Source organism: Pseudomonas sp. LG1E9 (assembly GCF_003290225.1).
GTDB classification, from domain to species: domain Bacteria; phylum Pseudomonadota; class Gammaproteobacteria; order Pseudomonadales; family Pseudomonadaceae; genus Aquipseudomonas; species Aquipseudomonas cyclaminis.
Genome location: NZ_CP029983.1, coordinates 5,544,619 through 5,558,681 on the forward strand (window position 1 = coordinate 5,544,619; position 14,063 = coordinate 5,558,681).

The 14,063-nt window shown below is 61.5% G+C and carries 16 protein-coding genes; 9 read left to right on the top strand and 7 right to left on the bottom strand.

All coding sequences use genetic code 11. The features are described 5' to 3' along the window. Positions 1–5: 5 nt before the first annotated feature. The gene (locus tag DNK50_RS25420; RefSeq protein ID WP_112196580.1) at positions 6–1,427 is read right to left on the bottom strand and encodes an amino acid permease; all 1,422 of its coding nucleotides are present in this window, start codon (positions 1,425–1,427) and stop codon (positions 6–8) included. A 637-nt stretch (positions 1,428–2,064) separates the two neighbouring features. Here DNK50_RS25420 and DNK50_RS28985 point away from each other — a divergent pair. Both DNK50_RS28985 and DNK50_RS25425 read left to right on the top strand, forming a co-directional pair. Next, positions 2,065–2,202: a hypothetical protein gene (locus tag DNK50_RS28985; protein WP_034100099.1), complete on the top strand. Its 138-nt coding sequence runs from the start codon at positions 2,065–2,067 to the stop codon at positions 2,200–2,202. Between the two features lie 70 nt (positions 2,203–2,272). Continuing rightward, positions 2,273–3,232, top strand: coding sequence for a leucyl aminopeptidase (locus DNK50_RS25425; RefSeq protein WP_112196581.1), 960 nt, complete (start codon positions 2,273–2,275; stop codon positions 3,230–3,232). A 125-nt stretch (positions 3,233–3,357) separates the two neighbouring features. Here the strand turns inward: DNK50_RS25425 and rluB are convergent, their stop codons facing one another. From rluB to DNK50_RS25455, 6 genes are all read right to left on the bottom strand, one after another. After that, the gene (rluB, locus tag DNK50_RS25430; protein WP_099585462.1) at positions 3,358–4,569 is read right to left on the bottom strand and encodes a 23S rRNA pseudouridine(2605) synthase RluB; all 1,212 of its coding nucleotides are present in this window, start codon (positions 4,567–4,569) and stop codon (positions 3,358–3,360) included. Between the two features lie 144 nt (positions 4,570–4,713). Continuing rightward, positions 4,714–4,905 (bottom strand): DUF1289 domain-containing protein, encoded by a 192-nt coding sequence (locus tag DNK50_RS25435; RefSeq protein WP_112196582.1) that lies wholly within the window; start codon positions 4,903–4,905, stop codon positions 4,714–4,716. 129 nt (positions 4,906–5,034) lie between these two features. Continuing rightward, positions 5,035–5,943: an SMC-Scp complex subunit ScpB gene (scpB, locus tag DNK50_RS25440; protein ID WP_112196583.1), complete on the bottom strand. Its 909-nt coding sequence runs from the start codon at positions 5,941–5,943 to the stop codon at positions 5,035–5,037. A 12-nt stretch (positions 5,944–5,955) separates the two neighbouring features. Next, positions 5,956–6,654, bottom strand: a complete 699-nt coding sequence (locus DNK50_RS25445; protein WP_174244890.1) for a ScpA family protein — start codon at positions 6,652–6,654, stop codon at positions 5,956–5,958. A 120-nt stretch (positions 6,655–6,774) separates the two neighbouring features. Further along, positions 6,775–7,404 carry an L-threonylcarbamoyladenylate synthase gene (locus DNK50_RS25450; RefSeq protein WP_099585465.1) on the bottom strand — a complete coding sequence of 210 codons (630 nt, stop codon included), beginning with the start codon at positions 7,402–7,404 and terminating at the stop codon, positions 6,775–6,777. A 13-nt stretch (positions 7,405–7,417) separates the two neighbouring features. After that, positions 7,418–8,281 carry a PHP domain-containing protein gene (locus tag DNK50_RS25455; protein WP_099585466.1) on the bottom strand — a complete coding sequence of 288 codons (864 nt, stop codon included), beginning with the start codon at positions 8,279–8,281 and terminating at the stop codon, positions 7,418–7,420. 87 nt (positions 8,282–8,368) lie between these two features. Here DNK50_RS25455 and DNK50_RS25460 point away from each other — a divergent pair, with 87 nt between their 5' ends. From DNK50_RS25460 to DNK50_RS25490, 7 genes are all read left to right on the top strand, one after another. Beyond that, positions 8,369–8,965 carry a septation protein A gene (locus DNK50_RS25460; protein ID WP_112196584.1) on the top strand — a complete coding sequence of 199 codons (597 nt, stop codon included), beginning with the start codon at positions 8,369–8,371 and terminating at the stop codon, positions 8,963–8,965. Position 8,966: 1 nt separating this feature from the next. Further along, a complete protein-coding gene (locus DNK50_RS25465; RefSeq protein WP_015885584.1) occupies positions 8,967–9,266 on the top strand; it encodes a YciI family protein in 300 nt (99 codons plus the stop codon). A gap of 106 nt (positions 9,267–9,372) precedes the next feature. Next, the gene (locus DNK50_RS25470; protein ID WP_099585468.1) at positions 9,373–9,780 is read left to right on the top strand and encodes a translation initiation factor 2; all 408 of its coding nucleotides are present in this window, start codon (positions 9,373–9,375) and stop codon (positions 9,778–9,780) included. Between the two features lie 7 nt (positions 9,781–9,787). Further along, positions 9,788–10,465 (top strand): response regulator transcription factor, encoded by a 678-nt coding sequence (locus tag DNK50_RS25475; RefSeq protein WP_112196585.1) that lies wholly within the window; start codon positions 9,788–9,790, stop codon positions 10,463–10,465. 280 nt (positions 10,466–10,745) lie between these two features. Then, complete coding sequence (locus DNK50_RS25480) at positions 10,746–11,210, top strand: LTXXQ domain protein (RefSeq protein WP_099585470.1); 465 nt, start codon at positions 10,746–10,748, stop codon at positions 11,208–11,210. Positions 11,211–11,278: 68 nt separating this feature from the next. Continuing rightward, positions 11,279–12,622, top strand: a complete 1,344-nt coding sequence (locus DNK50_RS25485) for a HAMP domain-containing sensor histidine kinase (RefSeq protein ID WP_112196586.1) — start codon at positions 11,279–11,281, stop codon at positions 12,620–12,622. Positions 12,623–12,662: 40 nt separating this feature from the next. Then, entirely contained in the window at positions 12,663–14,012 is a 1,350-nt protein-coding gene (locus DNK50_RS25490) for a CoA transferase (protein ID WP_112196587.1), read from the top strand. Positions 14,013–14,063: the final 51 nt, after the last annotated feature.

The window sequence follows — 14,063 nt, forward strand, 5'->3', positions numbered from 1 at the left end:
TCTGTTTACTTCAACGCAGCACTCGCTGTGTTCAACGCGGCTTCAGCACTGCGCTTGTTCTTGAGCCAGTAACACACCGCCATAAACGCCACCCACACCGGGATCGCGTACACCGACACCTGGATCCCCGGAATCATCAGCATGATCACCAGGATAAACACCACAAACGCGAGGCAAACGAAGTTGCCGTACGGGTACCACAGCGCCTTGAACAGCGGCACCTGACCGGTGCGGTTCATGTGCTGGCGGAACTTGAAGTGGGAGAAGCTGATCATCGCCCAGTTGATCACCAGCGTGGCCACCACCAGGGACATCAGCAGTTCCAGCGCGTGTTGCGGGATGAAGTAGTTCATCAGCACCGCCACCAGGGTCACTGCCGCCGAGGCGAGGATGGAGCGCACCGGCACGCCGCGTTTATCAATCTTGGCCAGGGCCTTGGGCGCGTCGCCCTGCTCGGCCATGCCCAGCAGCATGCGGCTGTTGCAGTAGGTGCCGCTGTTGTAGACCGACAACGCTGCGGTCAGGACCACAAAGTTGAGGATGTGTGCAGCGGTGTTGCTGCCCAGCATCGAAAACACCTGCACGAACGGGCTGCCGCTATAGGCATCGCCGGACGCATTGAGGGTCGCCAGCAGGCTGTCCCACGGCGTCAGCGACAACAGCACCACCAGGGCGCCGATGTAGAAGATCAGGATGCGGTAGATCACCTGGTTGATGGCCTTGGGGATCACGGTGCGTGGCTGGTCGGCTTCGGCGGCGGTGAAGCCGAGCATTTCCAGGCCACCGAAGGAAAACATGATGATCGCCATGGCCATCACCAAGCCGCCCACGCCATGGGGGAAGAAGCCGCCGTGTTCCCACAGGTTACTCACCGAGGCCTGCGGGCCGCCGCTACCGCTGACCAGCAGGTAGCTGCCCAGTGCGATCATGCCGACGATGGCCACGACCTTGATGATGGCGAACCAGAACTCAGCTTCACCGAAGACTTTGACGTTGGCCAGGTTGATCAGGTTGATCAATACGAAGAACGCCGCCGCCGAGACCCAGGTCGGGATCTCCGGCCACCAGTAGTGCACGTACTTGCCCACGGCGGTCAGCTCGGACATGCCCACCAGGATGTACAGAATCCAGCAGTTCCAACCCGACAGGAAGCCGGCGAAACCGCCCCAATACTTGTGGGCAAAGTGGCTGAAGGAACCGGCGACCGGCTCTTCGACGATCATTTCGCCGAGCTGGCGCATGATCATGAAGGCGATGAAGCCGCAGATTGCATAACCCAGGATCATCGACGGGCCGGCGGACTTGAGCACCCCGGCCGAGCCGAGGAACAAGCCGGTGCCGATGGCGCCACCGAGGGCGATCAACTGGATATGCCGATTTTTCAGGCCGCGTTTCAGCTCGCCTGAAGGGGAATGGGGTCCACTCATGAAAAGGGTCTCACGCAAGGTTTGAGGATATTGAATGCAGGTTGCTGCCTGGAATCTCGACTCAAGCAGCGCCGCTCAAACCCCAGCGCAGGCACCAGGAGTACAGCGTCTTTCTAATGGTCATGCGTCACCTGTTTGTTTTTATCTGTGACGAAATCGAACCCGCCAGGCTCGTGGCCGGGCGGAGTGATCGGGGTCGGCAAACCCCAAGGTCTTGGCCTTTTGCGGGTTACGCAAAGGGGGTCACAGTAAAACGCGGCGCATTGTACACCGCTCGACAGCTTACGCCCGCCCCCGAACGGTGCATGCGACGATCTGTCAGGGATTCCTTACAGCTTCGAGTCGCCCAATAACGCCACCGTTTAGTCGTAAACTAATCGTTACATCGCGGAAAACCTGCGTTACAGCTGTCATCTTTGGGAAAATTGGCGATCCGAAATTTCCGTCAACAAGAGGCTGCCAGCTCACTGTTTTTCCTCAGAAAAAATGCGTGCTAAAAAAACAGAAGAAAAAATCCAAATGAAACCGTGTCAATAAATATTTTGCATTAAGTAACAGCCTCTCCTAGGTTCATTCCACTTGCCAGCGAAGCCCGTTGGCAGGCCGTACTCAAACACCGTCCTCTAGGAGATACACCATGCAAGTACTGGAAAACGACCTGGAAACCGAACTGCAACTCGACGACTGGTTTGAAGCACCGACCCACGAGGCCGCCGTTGAAATGATGCAAGCCGATGCCGTGGTGCCGTTCGGCACCGCGATGTGGCCGTTCTAACCGGCAGGCATCCGGCAGGTGCTGTGCACGGCGCCTGCCCCCTTTCCCAAGGCACACAAGGACACACGTCATGGACAAGGCCCGCGCCGTCGAACACTTTCTCTACTACCTCGCCCACCACCCGGCTCTCAGCGGCCTGAACTGCCCCACCGTGCTGCTGGGCCATACCGAGCGTTACGACGCCATCGCCCAGGCCATCTCCCACCGCAGCGCCGCCCGCTTCAACTTCCAGGTACAGCGCCTGGACCTGACCGCCAGCGATACCTTGGCCCACTCCATCGAAACCTGTGACCTGTACCTGTTTCTCTACGATTCCTCGACCCTGCCAAACCCACGCGCCGAAGGCCCGGACTTTATCCGCGCCTTGCAGGGTGTAATGGCTGAGCACTGGAAGAAGTCCCTGCTGTTCAAGGATTACGGCGATTACTTCTACGACACCTTCAGCGTGGAGCCGCAGCGTATTGCCGATCTCAACGCCACGCTGATCCGGCGCATGGGCCAGGCCAATGTGCTCAGCTTTACCGACAAACATGGCTCGCGCCTTGAGGCGCCACTGAGCAGCATCAAGAAGTGGACCAATATCAACGGCGTCGGTAACCACGACCTGGCCCCCGGCGAGATCGCCACCCACAGCGAAGCCATCAACGGCCAGGTTCGGTTTGTCGGCACTTTTCTCAGCACCATCCCGTTTGCGCGCAAATACGGCGTGCTGCAATCGCCGCTGGAGTTGTGGATCGAGAACTCGACCGTCTGCAGCGTCGCCAGCGATGTGCCGGGGCTGGTGGATGATTTCAATAAGTACCTGAACGCCAACCCGTCGAACCGGCGTGTGGAAGAACTGGGGATTGGTACCAATGAAGGCGTGAAGGACCTGTATGCACGCAATGCCGGGTTTGAGGAGCGCCATTGCGGCTTGCACCTGGGCCTGGGCGGCGGGCAGAAAGGCAGCCATCACCTGGATCTGATCTTTGCCAGCGGGGTATTGGCACTCGACGACAAGCCGGTGTTTGATGGCACTTTCGCGTTTTAGAAGGACATCAGGATGACGAGGCCCCCTGTGGGAGCCGGGCTTGCCCGCAATTGAATGCATTTCAAATCCAGATCTAAAAAAAACGCCAACCCGAGGGTTGGCGTTTTTGCGCAGCGCTTAGCGCATCACTGCGGCTTCTTGCGCCCAAAACCCGGACGCTGACCCGAACCCGCCGGAGCGCCACGGCGCTTGCCCGATGGCTCGTCGGCCACCAGTTTCGGGCCGGGGCGCTTGTTCGCCGCCGGCTTGGCTGGGCGCTTGGTGCTGGCGTTGTCGGCTGGGCGATCTGCCTCGCCACGGTTGCTGCGACCACCGGCCGGCGCCGGACGCGGGGTACGCGGTGCGCGCTCGCCTTCCTGACGCGATGGGGCCGTTGGGCGGCGCTCACCTTCGATATGCGGCTGACGGGAGATACGCCCGCCGGTCGCCGGGGCATCCAGCGCCGGGCGTACGGTACGCGCAACACGCTCGGTACGCGCCACAGGACGCGACGATTTACGCTGCATACGCTCAAGCTTGTCTTTGCTCTTGGCGTTCATCTGCGGCATGGCGACCGGCGTCAGGCCCACTTCGGCGCTGAGGATGTCGACTTCGTATTGGCTCATTTCGCGCCAGCGGCCCATCGGCAGGTCGGAGTTCAGGAACACCGGACCGAAACGCACGCGCTTCAGGCGGCTGACCACCAGGCCCTGGGACTCCCACAGGCGACGTACTTCACGGTTACGGCCTTCCATCACCACGCAGTGGTACCAGTGGTTGAAACCTTCGCCACCTGGAGCCTGCTTGATATCGGTGAACTTGGCCGGGCCGTCTTCCAGCACGACGCCGGCTTTCAAGCGCTCGATCATCTCGTCATCGACTTCGCCACGTACACGTACCGCGTATTCACGGTCCATCTCGTAAGACGGGTGCATCAGGCGGTTGGCCAGTTCACCGTCGGTGGTGAACATCAGCAAGCCGGTGGTGTTGATGTCGAGGCGACCGATGTTGATCCAGCGGCCTTCTTTAGGCTTGGGCATCTTGTCAAACACGGTCGGACGGCCTTCAGGGTCGTCACGGGTGCAGATCTCGCCATCGGGCTTGTTGTACATGATCACGCGGCGCACCGATTCGGCGGCCTCTTCACGCTTGATGACCTTGCCATCAATGGTGATTGCATCGTGCAGGTCGACGCGCTGGCCAAGCGTGGCCTCGACGCCGTTGACCTTGATGCGCTTCTGGGTGATCCAGGCTTCGACGTCGCGGCGCGAGCCCACGCCGATACGCGCCAGCACCTTTTGCAGTTTTTCACCTGCTGGGCCGATTTCCTGGCTGTCGTTCTGGTCTTTGTCGTTCATCTTAAGCACCTCCCGGTGGGTCGATTCAGGCGTGGCCTGAAGAGTGTTGAAAGCGGGGCTTTGGCCGAATAGGTCGGCAAAGGGTCGCGAATCATACGCTCATGGTGAGCGTTGCGCATCAGAGACTAGTCGATATGCGCCAAGTCATTTGTTTTTCCGCCGGCCGGTGGCGCCCAGGGCCAGCAAACGCAGTTCGGCTTCGGCCAGGACACTGCGTTTGTCGACTTTGTCGAGTTTCTTCCAGGCGCGGATTTCGCGTTTGCTGCGACCGCAACCGACGCAGATGTCGTCACTGAATTTGCAGATGCTGATGCACGGGTCTTTGGTTGAGCTCATGGTTTCTCCCAGTCAAATGGAGATCAAAATGTGGGAGGGGGCTTGCCCCCGATGGCAGTGGGTCAGTCAATACATGTGCAAACTGACACACCACAATCGGGGGCAAGCCCCCTCCCACATATGCCCTCATCAGTCTTCGAATTCGCGACGTTCGGCCTCGATAGCTTCGGCCAACGCGCGAGCTTCGTCTTCTTCATCGCTCAACGGCGGCTGTTCGAGCGCGGCGACGGCGGCCAGGAGTTTTTCCCGGGCTTCGGCCACACCGAGGATGTCTTCCTCTGGCTCTGGTTCAGGCTGGGCTTCGGCTTCCGGCTCCGCCACCCCATCACGCAGCAGATCGTCAAAGTCGGTCTTGATGCCCTGCTCCATGTCGTCCAGTTCCAGCAACAACGTGTGGAAACTGGTTTCGTCCTTGGGCTCTTCCGGCTCGGCACTGGCATCGGCCAGTTCCTGCAGGCTTGCCGGCACCGGGGCGTCGTCGAAGTCCAGCACCGGCTCGGCTTCCATCTCGCGCAATTCGGCCAGCGGCGGCAGGTCGTCGAGGTTTTTCAGGTTGAAGTGGTCGAGGAATACCTTGGTGGTGGCGAACATCGCCGGTTTGCCCGGCACGTCGCGGTAGCCGACGATGCGGATCCACTCGCGCTCCAGCAACGTCTTGACGATATGGCTGTTGACCGCCACGCCCCGCACATCTTCAATCTCGCCACGAGTGATCGGCTGGCGATAGGCGATCAGTGCCATGGTCTCCAGCATCGCCCGTGAATAACGCTGCGGGCGCTCTTCCCACAGACGGCCGACCCACGGGGAAAATTTCTCACGGATTTGCAGGCGATAACCCGACGCCACTTCGCGCAGTTCAAAGGCGCGGCCTTCGCAGGACTTGCGCAAAATCTCCAGCGCCTTTTTGAACACCGGCGGTTCGGGGCGCTCGGCCTCTTCGAAGAGTTCGAACAGGCGCTCCAGGGATTGCGGTTTGCCCGAGGCCAGGAGAAAGGCCTCCAGCAGGGGCGCCAGTTCGCGGGGTTCAGTCAGATTCATCGATTCAGCTCTTTATTCGGCTCGCGCCCGCACGTGGATAGCCGCAAAAGGCTCATTCTGGACCAGCTCGACCAAGGACTCCTTGACCAATTCCAACACCGCCATAAAGGTCACCACTACCCCAAGGCGCCCTTCTTCCTTGGTGAACAGCTCGACAAACGGCACAAACCCACCGCCCTTCAGGCGCTCCAGCACATCACTCATGCGCTCGCGGGTGGACAGGGCCTCACGGCTGACCTGGTGGTGTTCAAACATATCGCCACGGCGCAGCACTTCAGCCATGGACATCAGCAATTCTTCCAGGCTCACGTCTGGCAGCAGTTTGCGCGCGCGGGCTTCGGGAGCATCCAGCTTGGGCACCACCACGTCGCGGCCCACGCGGCTCAGACCGTCGATGCCTTCGGCGGCGGCCTTGAAGCGTTCGTACTCTTGCAGACGGCGGATCAGTTCGGCCCGTGGGTCGTCTTCTTCGGCTTCGACCGTCTCCGAACGCGGCAGCAACATGCGCGACTTGATCTCGGCCAGCATGGCGGCCATTACCAGGTACTCGGCGGCCAGTTCCAGGCGCACCGACTGCATCAGCTCGACATACCCCATGTACTGGCGCGTGATTTCCGCCACCGGGATGTCGAGAATGTTGATGTTTTGCTTGCGGATCAAGTACAGCAACAAGTCCAGCGGGCCTTCGAAGGCGTCAAGGAAGACCTCCAGCGCGTCCGGCGGGATGTACAGATCCAGGGGCATTTCCAGCACGGCCTGGCCGTACACCATGGCAAACGGCAGTTCCTGCTGGGCGCCTGCCTGAGGGTCGACGGTTTCCACTGACGACATTCAGGCCTCGACCATAAAGGGCGCCGGATCACCACAACCCACACGGATCACTTCTGGATCGCCATCGGCCAGGTTGATCACGGTGGAGGCTTTGCCGCCGCCGAAGCCGCCATCGATGATCAGGTCCACCTGCTTTTCCAGCAGTTGACGCATTTCGTACGGGTCTTCCAGGGGTTCGGTGTCGCCGGGCATGATCAACGACACACTCATCAGCGGCTCACCCAACTCAGCCAGCAACGCCAGGGCAATCGGGTGCTCCGGCACACGCAGGCCGATGGTGCGCTTCTTCGGATGCAACAGCAGGCGCGGCACTTCGCGGGTGGCGTTGAGAATGAAGGTGTACGGGCCCGGCGTGTGCGCCTTGAGCAGGCGGAAAGTGCCGGTGTCGACCTTGGCGAACAGGCCCAGTTGGGACAAGTCGCTGCAGATCAGCGCGAAGTTGTGCTTGTCGTCCAATTGACGCAAACGGCGCACACGTTCGACCGCGCCCTTGTCGCCGATCTGGCAACCGATGGCGTAGGACGAATCCGTTGGGTAGATCACCACGCCGCCGGCGCGAATGATCTCCACGGCCTGTTTAATCAGGCGTGCCTGGGGGTTTTCCGGATGAATCTGGAAGAATTGACTCACGGGTTCTACCTGTTCAGACGGTGGCAATAATGGGGTCATGCTTGAATCGCCCCCACAAAAGCGGCAAATCTTCCGGGACCGCGCGGTACTCGCCGATCTCGGACCAGCCGCCTGGGCCATGAAAATCACTGCCGGCACTGACCAGCAGACCAAATTCGCGGGCAAGAATCGCCAGGCTGCCGACCTGTTCGGCGGGTTGATGCCCGTTGACCACTTCGATCGCGTGGCCGCCCGCTCCAATATAGTCGCTGATCAGCTTGCGACGCTTGCTGCGCGTGAAATCGTAATGCCAGGGATGCGCCAGGCTGACCCAGGCCCCGGAGGCCCGCAGGGTCTCGACGGTGTCCTCAAGGGTCGGCCAATGTTGCTTCACATCACCCAACTTGCCAGCCCCCAGCCATTTGCGGAAGGCTTCAGCGCGGTCTTTGACAAAACCTTCACGCACCATCCAGTCGGCAAAGTGCGGACGGGCCGGTGCATTGCCACTGTCACCCAGTTCCTGCTGGATGGCGCGGGCGCCGTCGAGGGCATTGGGCATGCCTTTGAGGGCCAATTTGCGGCTTATTTCTTCGGACCGCAGCCAGCGGCCGTCGTGCAATTGCGCGATAGCCTCCACCAGCGGCGGGGCTTTCTGATCGAAGCCGTAGCCGAGCACATGAATGGTCGCGCCGCCCCAGGTGCAGGACAATTCCACGCCGTTGACCAACTGCATGCCCAACGAATGGGCGGTTACACGCGCTTCGTCGAGGCCTTCGAGGGTGTCGTGGTCGGTCAACGCCAGAACTCGCACGCCTTTTTCAAACGCACGCGCAACCAGTACCGCGGGCGCCAGGGCGCCGTCGGAGGCCGTGCTGTGGCAGTGCAAATCAACATTCACGGGAGTGTGTAACCTCAAGTCAGCTGGCGCTTTCGCAACCAAGGATGTTTGTTATTATGCCGCCACATCCAGCTTCTGGCTCTTACTGTGAAACAATTCATCGACTTCATCCCGCTGTTGCTGTTCTTCATCGTTTACAAACTCGACCCTCGGGTCGTCGATCTGGCCGGCCATGAGCTCACTGTCGGCGGCATCTACAGCGCCACTGCCGTGCTGATCATCAGCTCTGTCGTGGTCTACGGCGCGATTTTCATCTCCCAGCGCAAACTGGAAAAAAGCCAATGGCTGACCCTGGTCGCGTGCCTGGTTTTCGGCAGCCTGACCCTGGCTTTTCACAGCGAAACCTTCCTTAAATGGAAAGCCCCGGTGGTGAACTGGCTGTTTGCCCTGGCGTTTATCGGCAGCCACTTCATCGGCGACCGCCTGCTGATCAAGCGGATCATGGGCCACGCGCTGACCCTGCCGGAACCGGTCTGGGTACGCCTGAACGTGGCCTGGATCGTGTTTTTCATCTTCTGCGGCGCGGCCAACCTGTTCGTGGCCTTTACCTTCCAGCAATACTGGGTCGACTTCAAAGTGTTCGGCAGCCTGGGCATGACCGTGTTGTTCCTGGTCGCCCAGGGTATTTACCTGTCGCGCCACCTGCATGACGCCGAGCCCACCACGCCGAAAACCGAGGACTGACATGCTCTACGCAATCATTGCCACTGACGTTGCCAACTCGCTGGAAAAACGCCTGTCCGTACGCCCGGCCCACGTCGAGCGCCTCAAGCAGCTGCAAGCCGAAGGCCGCATCGTACTGGCCGGCCCGCACCCGGCCGTGGACAGCAACGATCCGGGTGACGCCGGTTTCACCGGTAGCCTGATTGTCGCCGAGTTCGCCTCCCTGGCCGATGCCCAGGCTTGGGCCAAGGCTGATCCTTATGTCGCGGCCGGCGTTTACGCCGATGTCGTGATCAAGCCGTTCAAGCAGGTCCTGCCGTGACCCATGCTGCGCCGGACACATTGCGTTCGGCGCGCTGCTAATTGCTCATTATTCTCGGTAACCGGCCGACAACAGTCTGAATATTCGTGTGGAATCAGGAGTTCCGATGCGCTTACGTCAGTTGTGTCTGTTGGCAGTGTTAACGATCGGGGCTACGGCCCATGCTGAAGAAACCTCGAACACCGGCAGTTCCACGCCGCTGTCCTTGAGTGCCGGCAGCCAGATCAGCGAGTTGCAGCAACGTTTGAAAGAAAGCGAGCGCCAGCGTGAAGAACTGAACAAGCAACTGCAAAACGCGGATGCTGCCCGCGAAAGCGCTCAATTGAGTCGCCTTCGTCAAGAGAACCAAAAGCTGGCCCAGCAACTCAAAGATTCACAGGGCGGTGCCTTGACCCGATGGCTGACCGAGCAACAGCAATGGTTTGTCACCGGCGGGGCCGTCGCACTGATCGCCTTGCTGTGCGGGATCTTCGCCAGCGGTGGGCACCGTCGCCGTCGACAATGGCTAAATTGAGTGAGTCATGAGCGAGCTGTTACTGATAGATGATGACCAGGAGCTCTGTGAGCTGCTGACCAGTTGGTTGAGCCAGGAAGGCTTTCAGGTGCATGCCTGTCACGACGGTTTGAGCGCGCGCAAGGCCTTGGCCGACAGCGCTCCGGCCGCCGTGGTGCTCGATGTGATGCTGCCCGACGGCAGTGGCCTGGAGCTGCTCAAGCAATTGCGCAACGATCACCCTGAATTGCCGGTGCTGATGCTTTCGGCACGGGGCGAACCGTTGGACCGCATCCTCGGCCTGGAACTGGGCGCCGACGATTACCTCGCCAAACCCTGCGACCCACGGGAACTGACCGCCCGCCTGCGCGCCGTATTGCGCCGCAGCCACCCGGCCGCCGTATCCAGCCAGCTTGAGCTGGGCGACCTGTGCTTCAGCCCGGTGCGCGGCGTGGTCAGTATCGATGAACAGGAATTCACCCTCACCGTCTCCGAAAGCCGCCTGCTGGAAGCTTTGCTGCGCCAGCCCGGCGAGCCGCTGGACAAGCAGGAACTGGCGCAGATCGCCCTGGGCCGCAAGCTGACCCTGTACGACCGCAGCCTGGACATGCACGTGAGCAACCTGCGCAAAAAAATCGGCCCGCACCCGGATGGCCGGCCACGGATCGTGGCGTTGCGCAGTCGTGGCTATTACTACAGCATCTAAGCATCCCCGCCCCCCTGAGCAAGCCCCATGTGTAGCAGCTGCCGAGCGCAAGCGAGGCTGCGTTGGGGTCTCGGTGATCGCGGGGTGTCAATACGTACGCTACGCATGGCCATCGCAGGCAAGCCCGCTCCCACTATTTACCTCTGCGCTCGCGAACCTTTTGTCAGCTCGCATCAAAAACCTCTTTACCCAAGCTTTACGCTCCCCTGACCGCCGCTGACCTTGCTCTGGGTAATCTACTCACATCCGGACTCACCGGAATAGAGACAGGAGAATCACCATGCGCAAGACCCTTATCGCTTTGATGTTCGCCGCAGCCCTGCCAACCGTTGCCATGGCCGCGATGCCCGAAGGCCCAGGCCCGATGGGCGGTCCTGAAGGCCACATGATGGGCGGCCCGGGCCACGGCGGTGAACACGGTCCGCGTGGCAAAGGCGGCCCCTTCAGCCAGCTGGACCTGAGCAAGGAACAGCGCCAGCAGATCGGCAAGCTGATGGGCGACCAATGGCACGCTCGCAAAGACCTGACCAAAAAGTACCTGGACAAACTCCCGGCCGCTGACCAGAAAGCCATGCAGGATGAAATCGCCGCCGGCAAGCAGAAGACCCAGGCCGATATCCGGGCCGTGCTCAAGCCTGACCAGCAGAAGCAGTTCGACGAGATCATCAAGAAGCAGGAACAGCGCCGCGCCGAATGGAAGGAATTCCAGGCATGGAAAGCGCAACAGCCGCAAAAAGCGCAATAATGCCCCCGCGTTAACGCTCCCAGCCCAGTGGCCCCCGCCACTGGGCTTTTCCTGTTTGAGGGTTTCCTGTGCGTTCATTGTTCTGGCGCATCCTGGCCAGTTTCTGGCTGGCCATCGCCTTGGTTGCCGGATTGTCGATCCTGCTTGGGCATATGCTCAATCAAGATGCCTGGATTCTCAGCCGCCACCCCGGCCTCAAAAACCTGGCGCAAGAGTGGACCCAACTCTACGAAACCCAGGGCGAAGACGCTGCCCAGGACTTGCTGCAACAGCGCAAGCGCCAGTACCACATCGATGTGCAAGTGCTGAACGAAAGCGGCGAGCCCGTGGTGCGTGGCACCTTCCCGCGCCGCGCCGCCGCCTTTGAAGCACGGCAAAACGACAGCAAGGAAGGCCACCTGCCCTGGCGCCGCCTGACCGCCGAGTACACCAGCGAGAAAACCGGCGACACGTACTTGCTGATCTACCGCATCGCCCACCCGGAGCTCGACGAATGGCACCGCAGCAGCCTCACGTGGCCATTGAGCGCCCTAGCGATTGCCCTGGTGGTGCTGACCCTGTTCAGCCTGTTCGTCACCCTATCCATCACCCGCCCGCTGAGCCGGCTGCGCGGTGCGGTGCATGACCTTGGCCAGGCCACCTACCAGCAAAACAGCCTGGCGCGCCTGGCCAACCGTCGTGATGAGTTCGGCGTACTCGCCACCGACTTCAACCGCATGGGTGCACGCCTGCAAAGCCTGATCGGCAGTCAACGCCAATTACTGCGCGACGTGTCCCACGAACTGCGCTCGCCCCTGGCGCGCCTGCGGATAGCCTTGGCCCTGGCCGAACGCGCCAGCCCCGAAGAGCGGGAAAAACTCTGGCCTCGCCTGACCCGCGAATGCGACCGCCTGGAGGCCTTGATCAGCGAGATCCTGGTATTGGCCCGCGTCGATGCCGATAACGCCAGCGCCGAAGACGTCGACCTCAATCCCCTGCTCAAGACCCTGCAAAAAGACGCCCAGCTCAGCGCGCCCGACCAGGTGGTGCAACTGACCAGCGAAAACGACCTGCAGCTCAAGGGCTGGCCGACCATGATCGAACGCGCCGTCGACAACCTGCTGCGCAATGCCCAACGGTTCAACCCGCCAGGCGAGGCCATCGAATTGCGGGCGCAGCGCCACGACGAACGAATCCTGATCAGCGTGCGCGACCATGGCCCCGGCGTGGACGCCGAGCACCTCAGCCAACTGGGCGAGCCGTTCTACCGCGCGCCCGGCCAGACCGCCCAAGGCCACGGCCTGGGCCTGGCGATTGCGCGGCGTGCAGCCGAACGCCATGGCGGCAGCCTGATTCTGGCCAATCACCCCGGCGGTGGCTTTATCGCCAGCATCGACCTGCCGTTGGAACCTGGGGTTGTCACACCGGTGTGATGTTCTTTTATAGTGGCCCTTCTCTTATGGAGGGCCTTTGATGACTGACCTGCTGACTCCCATCCAAGCCGCACTCGATCTGCCCCAAACACCGCTGACCCTGACCGAGGCTGGCGCCCTGCCCTCGATTTTCGCCGTTACCGAACTGGCCAGCGCCAGCATCGGCGCCGCCGGACAGGCCGTCGCCCGATTGATCCAACAACAGACCGGACGTTTACCCAGCGTGAGTGTCGACCGCCGCCTCGCGTCGTTCTGGTTCTCTTCCTCAATTCGCCCGCTGGGCTGGCAAGTGCCGCCACTGTGGGACCCGGTGGCTGGCGACTACGCCAGCGCCGATGGCTGGATTCGCCTGCACACCAACGCGCCCCATCACCGTGCCGCCGCCGAACAGGTGCTGGGCAACGTCGCAGATCGCGCCGAGATGGCAGCCAAAGTCTCAACGTGGAATGCCGCAGAGCTGGAACAGGCGATTGTCGATGCCGGTGGTTGCGCGGCGCAGATGCGCACGTGGCAGGCCTGGCAAATCCATCCGCAGGGGTTGGCGGTGAATGCTGAAGCGCTGATACAGCGCCAGACCTTCGACACCAGCCGTGGCACGCCCTGGCTCGGCTCGGTCGCCCGTCCGCTGGCCGGCATCAAGGTGCTCGACCTGACCCGCGTACTGGCCGGTCCCGTGGCCAGCCGCTTTCTGGCGGGCCTGGGCGCAGATGTATTGCGAATCGACTCGCCCACCTGGAACGAGCCCGGCGTGGTGCCGGAAATGACCCTCGGCAAACGCTGCGCCCGACTGAATCTCAAAAAACCCGAAGACCAGCAGATTTTCGAAAACCTGCTCAAGGACGCCGACATTCTGTTGCACGGTTACCGCGCCGATGCCCTGGAACACTTGGGCTACACCCCAAGTGCACTGCAAACCCGCGCCCCCGGTCTGATCGACGTAAGCCTCAACGCCTACGGCTGGAGCGGCCCATGGCGCAACCGCCGAGGCTTCGACAGTCTGGTGCAGATGAGCAGCGGCATCGCCGACGCGGGCATGGCCTGGAAACAAGCGGATAAACCGGTGCCGCTGCCGTTGCAGGCCCTGGACCACTCCACCGGGTATTTGATGGCGGCCAGCGCGATCCAGGCCTTGAGCGAGCGTTTGGAATCCGGCCGTGGTGGGTCGGCGCGGTTGTCCTTGGCGCGCACGGCAACGTTGTTGGTAGAAGCGGGACAAGCGCCGGAGCAACCAGCGTTGCGGGCCGAAGAGCCGTGTGATCAAGGTCTGGTCGTGGAACAGCCCCCCTGGGGCCAGGCCCACCGGTTGCTCCCCCCGCTGACCATCAGCGGTACGCCATTGCAGTGGGATTTGCCGGCCGGGGAATTAGGCTCGCACCGAGCACAGTGGTGATCTGGCGGCCGCTATCGGGGGCAAGTCGAACCGTCGCACCGCCCCTCCCAC

Excerpts from the sequence above, each read along its gene's own strand:
- DNK50_RS25425 (WP_112196581.1), top strand. The coding sequence starts at position 2,273 with ATGGACAAGGCCCGCGCCGTCGAACACTTTCTCTACTACCTCGCCCAC.
- scpB (WP_112196583.1), bottom strand. The coding sequence starts at position 5,943 with ATGAATCTGACTGAACCCCGCGAACTGGCGCCCCTGCTGGAGGCCTTT.
- DNK50_RS25420 (WP_112196580.1), bottom strand. The coding sequence starts at position 1,427 with ATGAGTGGACCCCATTCCCCTTCAGGCGAGCTGAAACGCGGCCTGAAA.
- DNK50_RS25480 (WP_099585470.1), top strand. The coding sequence starts at position 10,746 with ATGCGCAAGACCCTTATCGCTTTGATGTTCGCCGCAGCCCTGCCAACC.
- DNK50_RS25475 (WP_112196585.1), top strand. The coding sequence starts at position 9,788 with ATGAGCGAGCTGTTACTGATAGATGATGACCAGGAGCTCTGTGAGCTG.
- DNK50_RS25465 (WP_015885584.1), top strand. The coding sequence starts at position 8,967 with ATGCTCTACGCAATCATTGCCACTGACGTTGCCAACTCGCTGGAAAAA.
- DNK50_RS25435 (WP_112196582.1), bottom strand. The coding sequence starts at position 4,905 with ATGAGCTCAACCAAAGACCCGTGCATCAGCATCTGCAAATTCAGTGAC.
- rluB (WP_099585462.1), bottom strand. The coding sequence starts at position 4,569 with ATGAACGACAAAGACCAGAACGACAGCCAGGAAATCGGCCCAGCAGGT.
- DNK50_RS25490 (WP_112196587.1), top strand. The coding sequence starts at position 12,663 with ATGACTGACCTGCTGACTCCCATCCAAGCCGCACTCGATCTGCCCCAA.
- DNK50_RS25470 (WP_099585468.1), top strand. The coding sequence starts at position 9,373 with ATGCGCTTACGTCAGTTGTGTCTGTTGGCAGTGTTAACGATCGGGGCT.
- DNK50_RS28985 (WP_034100099.1), top strand. The coding sequence starts at position 2,065 with ATGCAAGTACTGGAAAACGACCTGGAAACCGAACTGCAACTCGACGAC.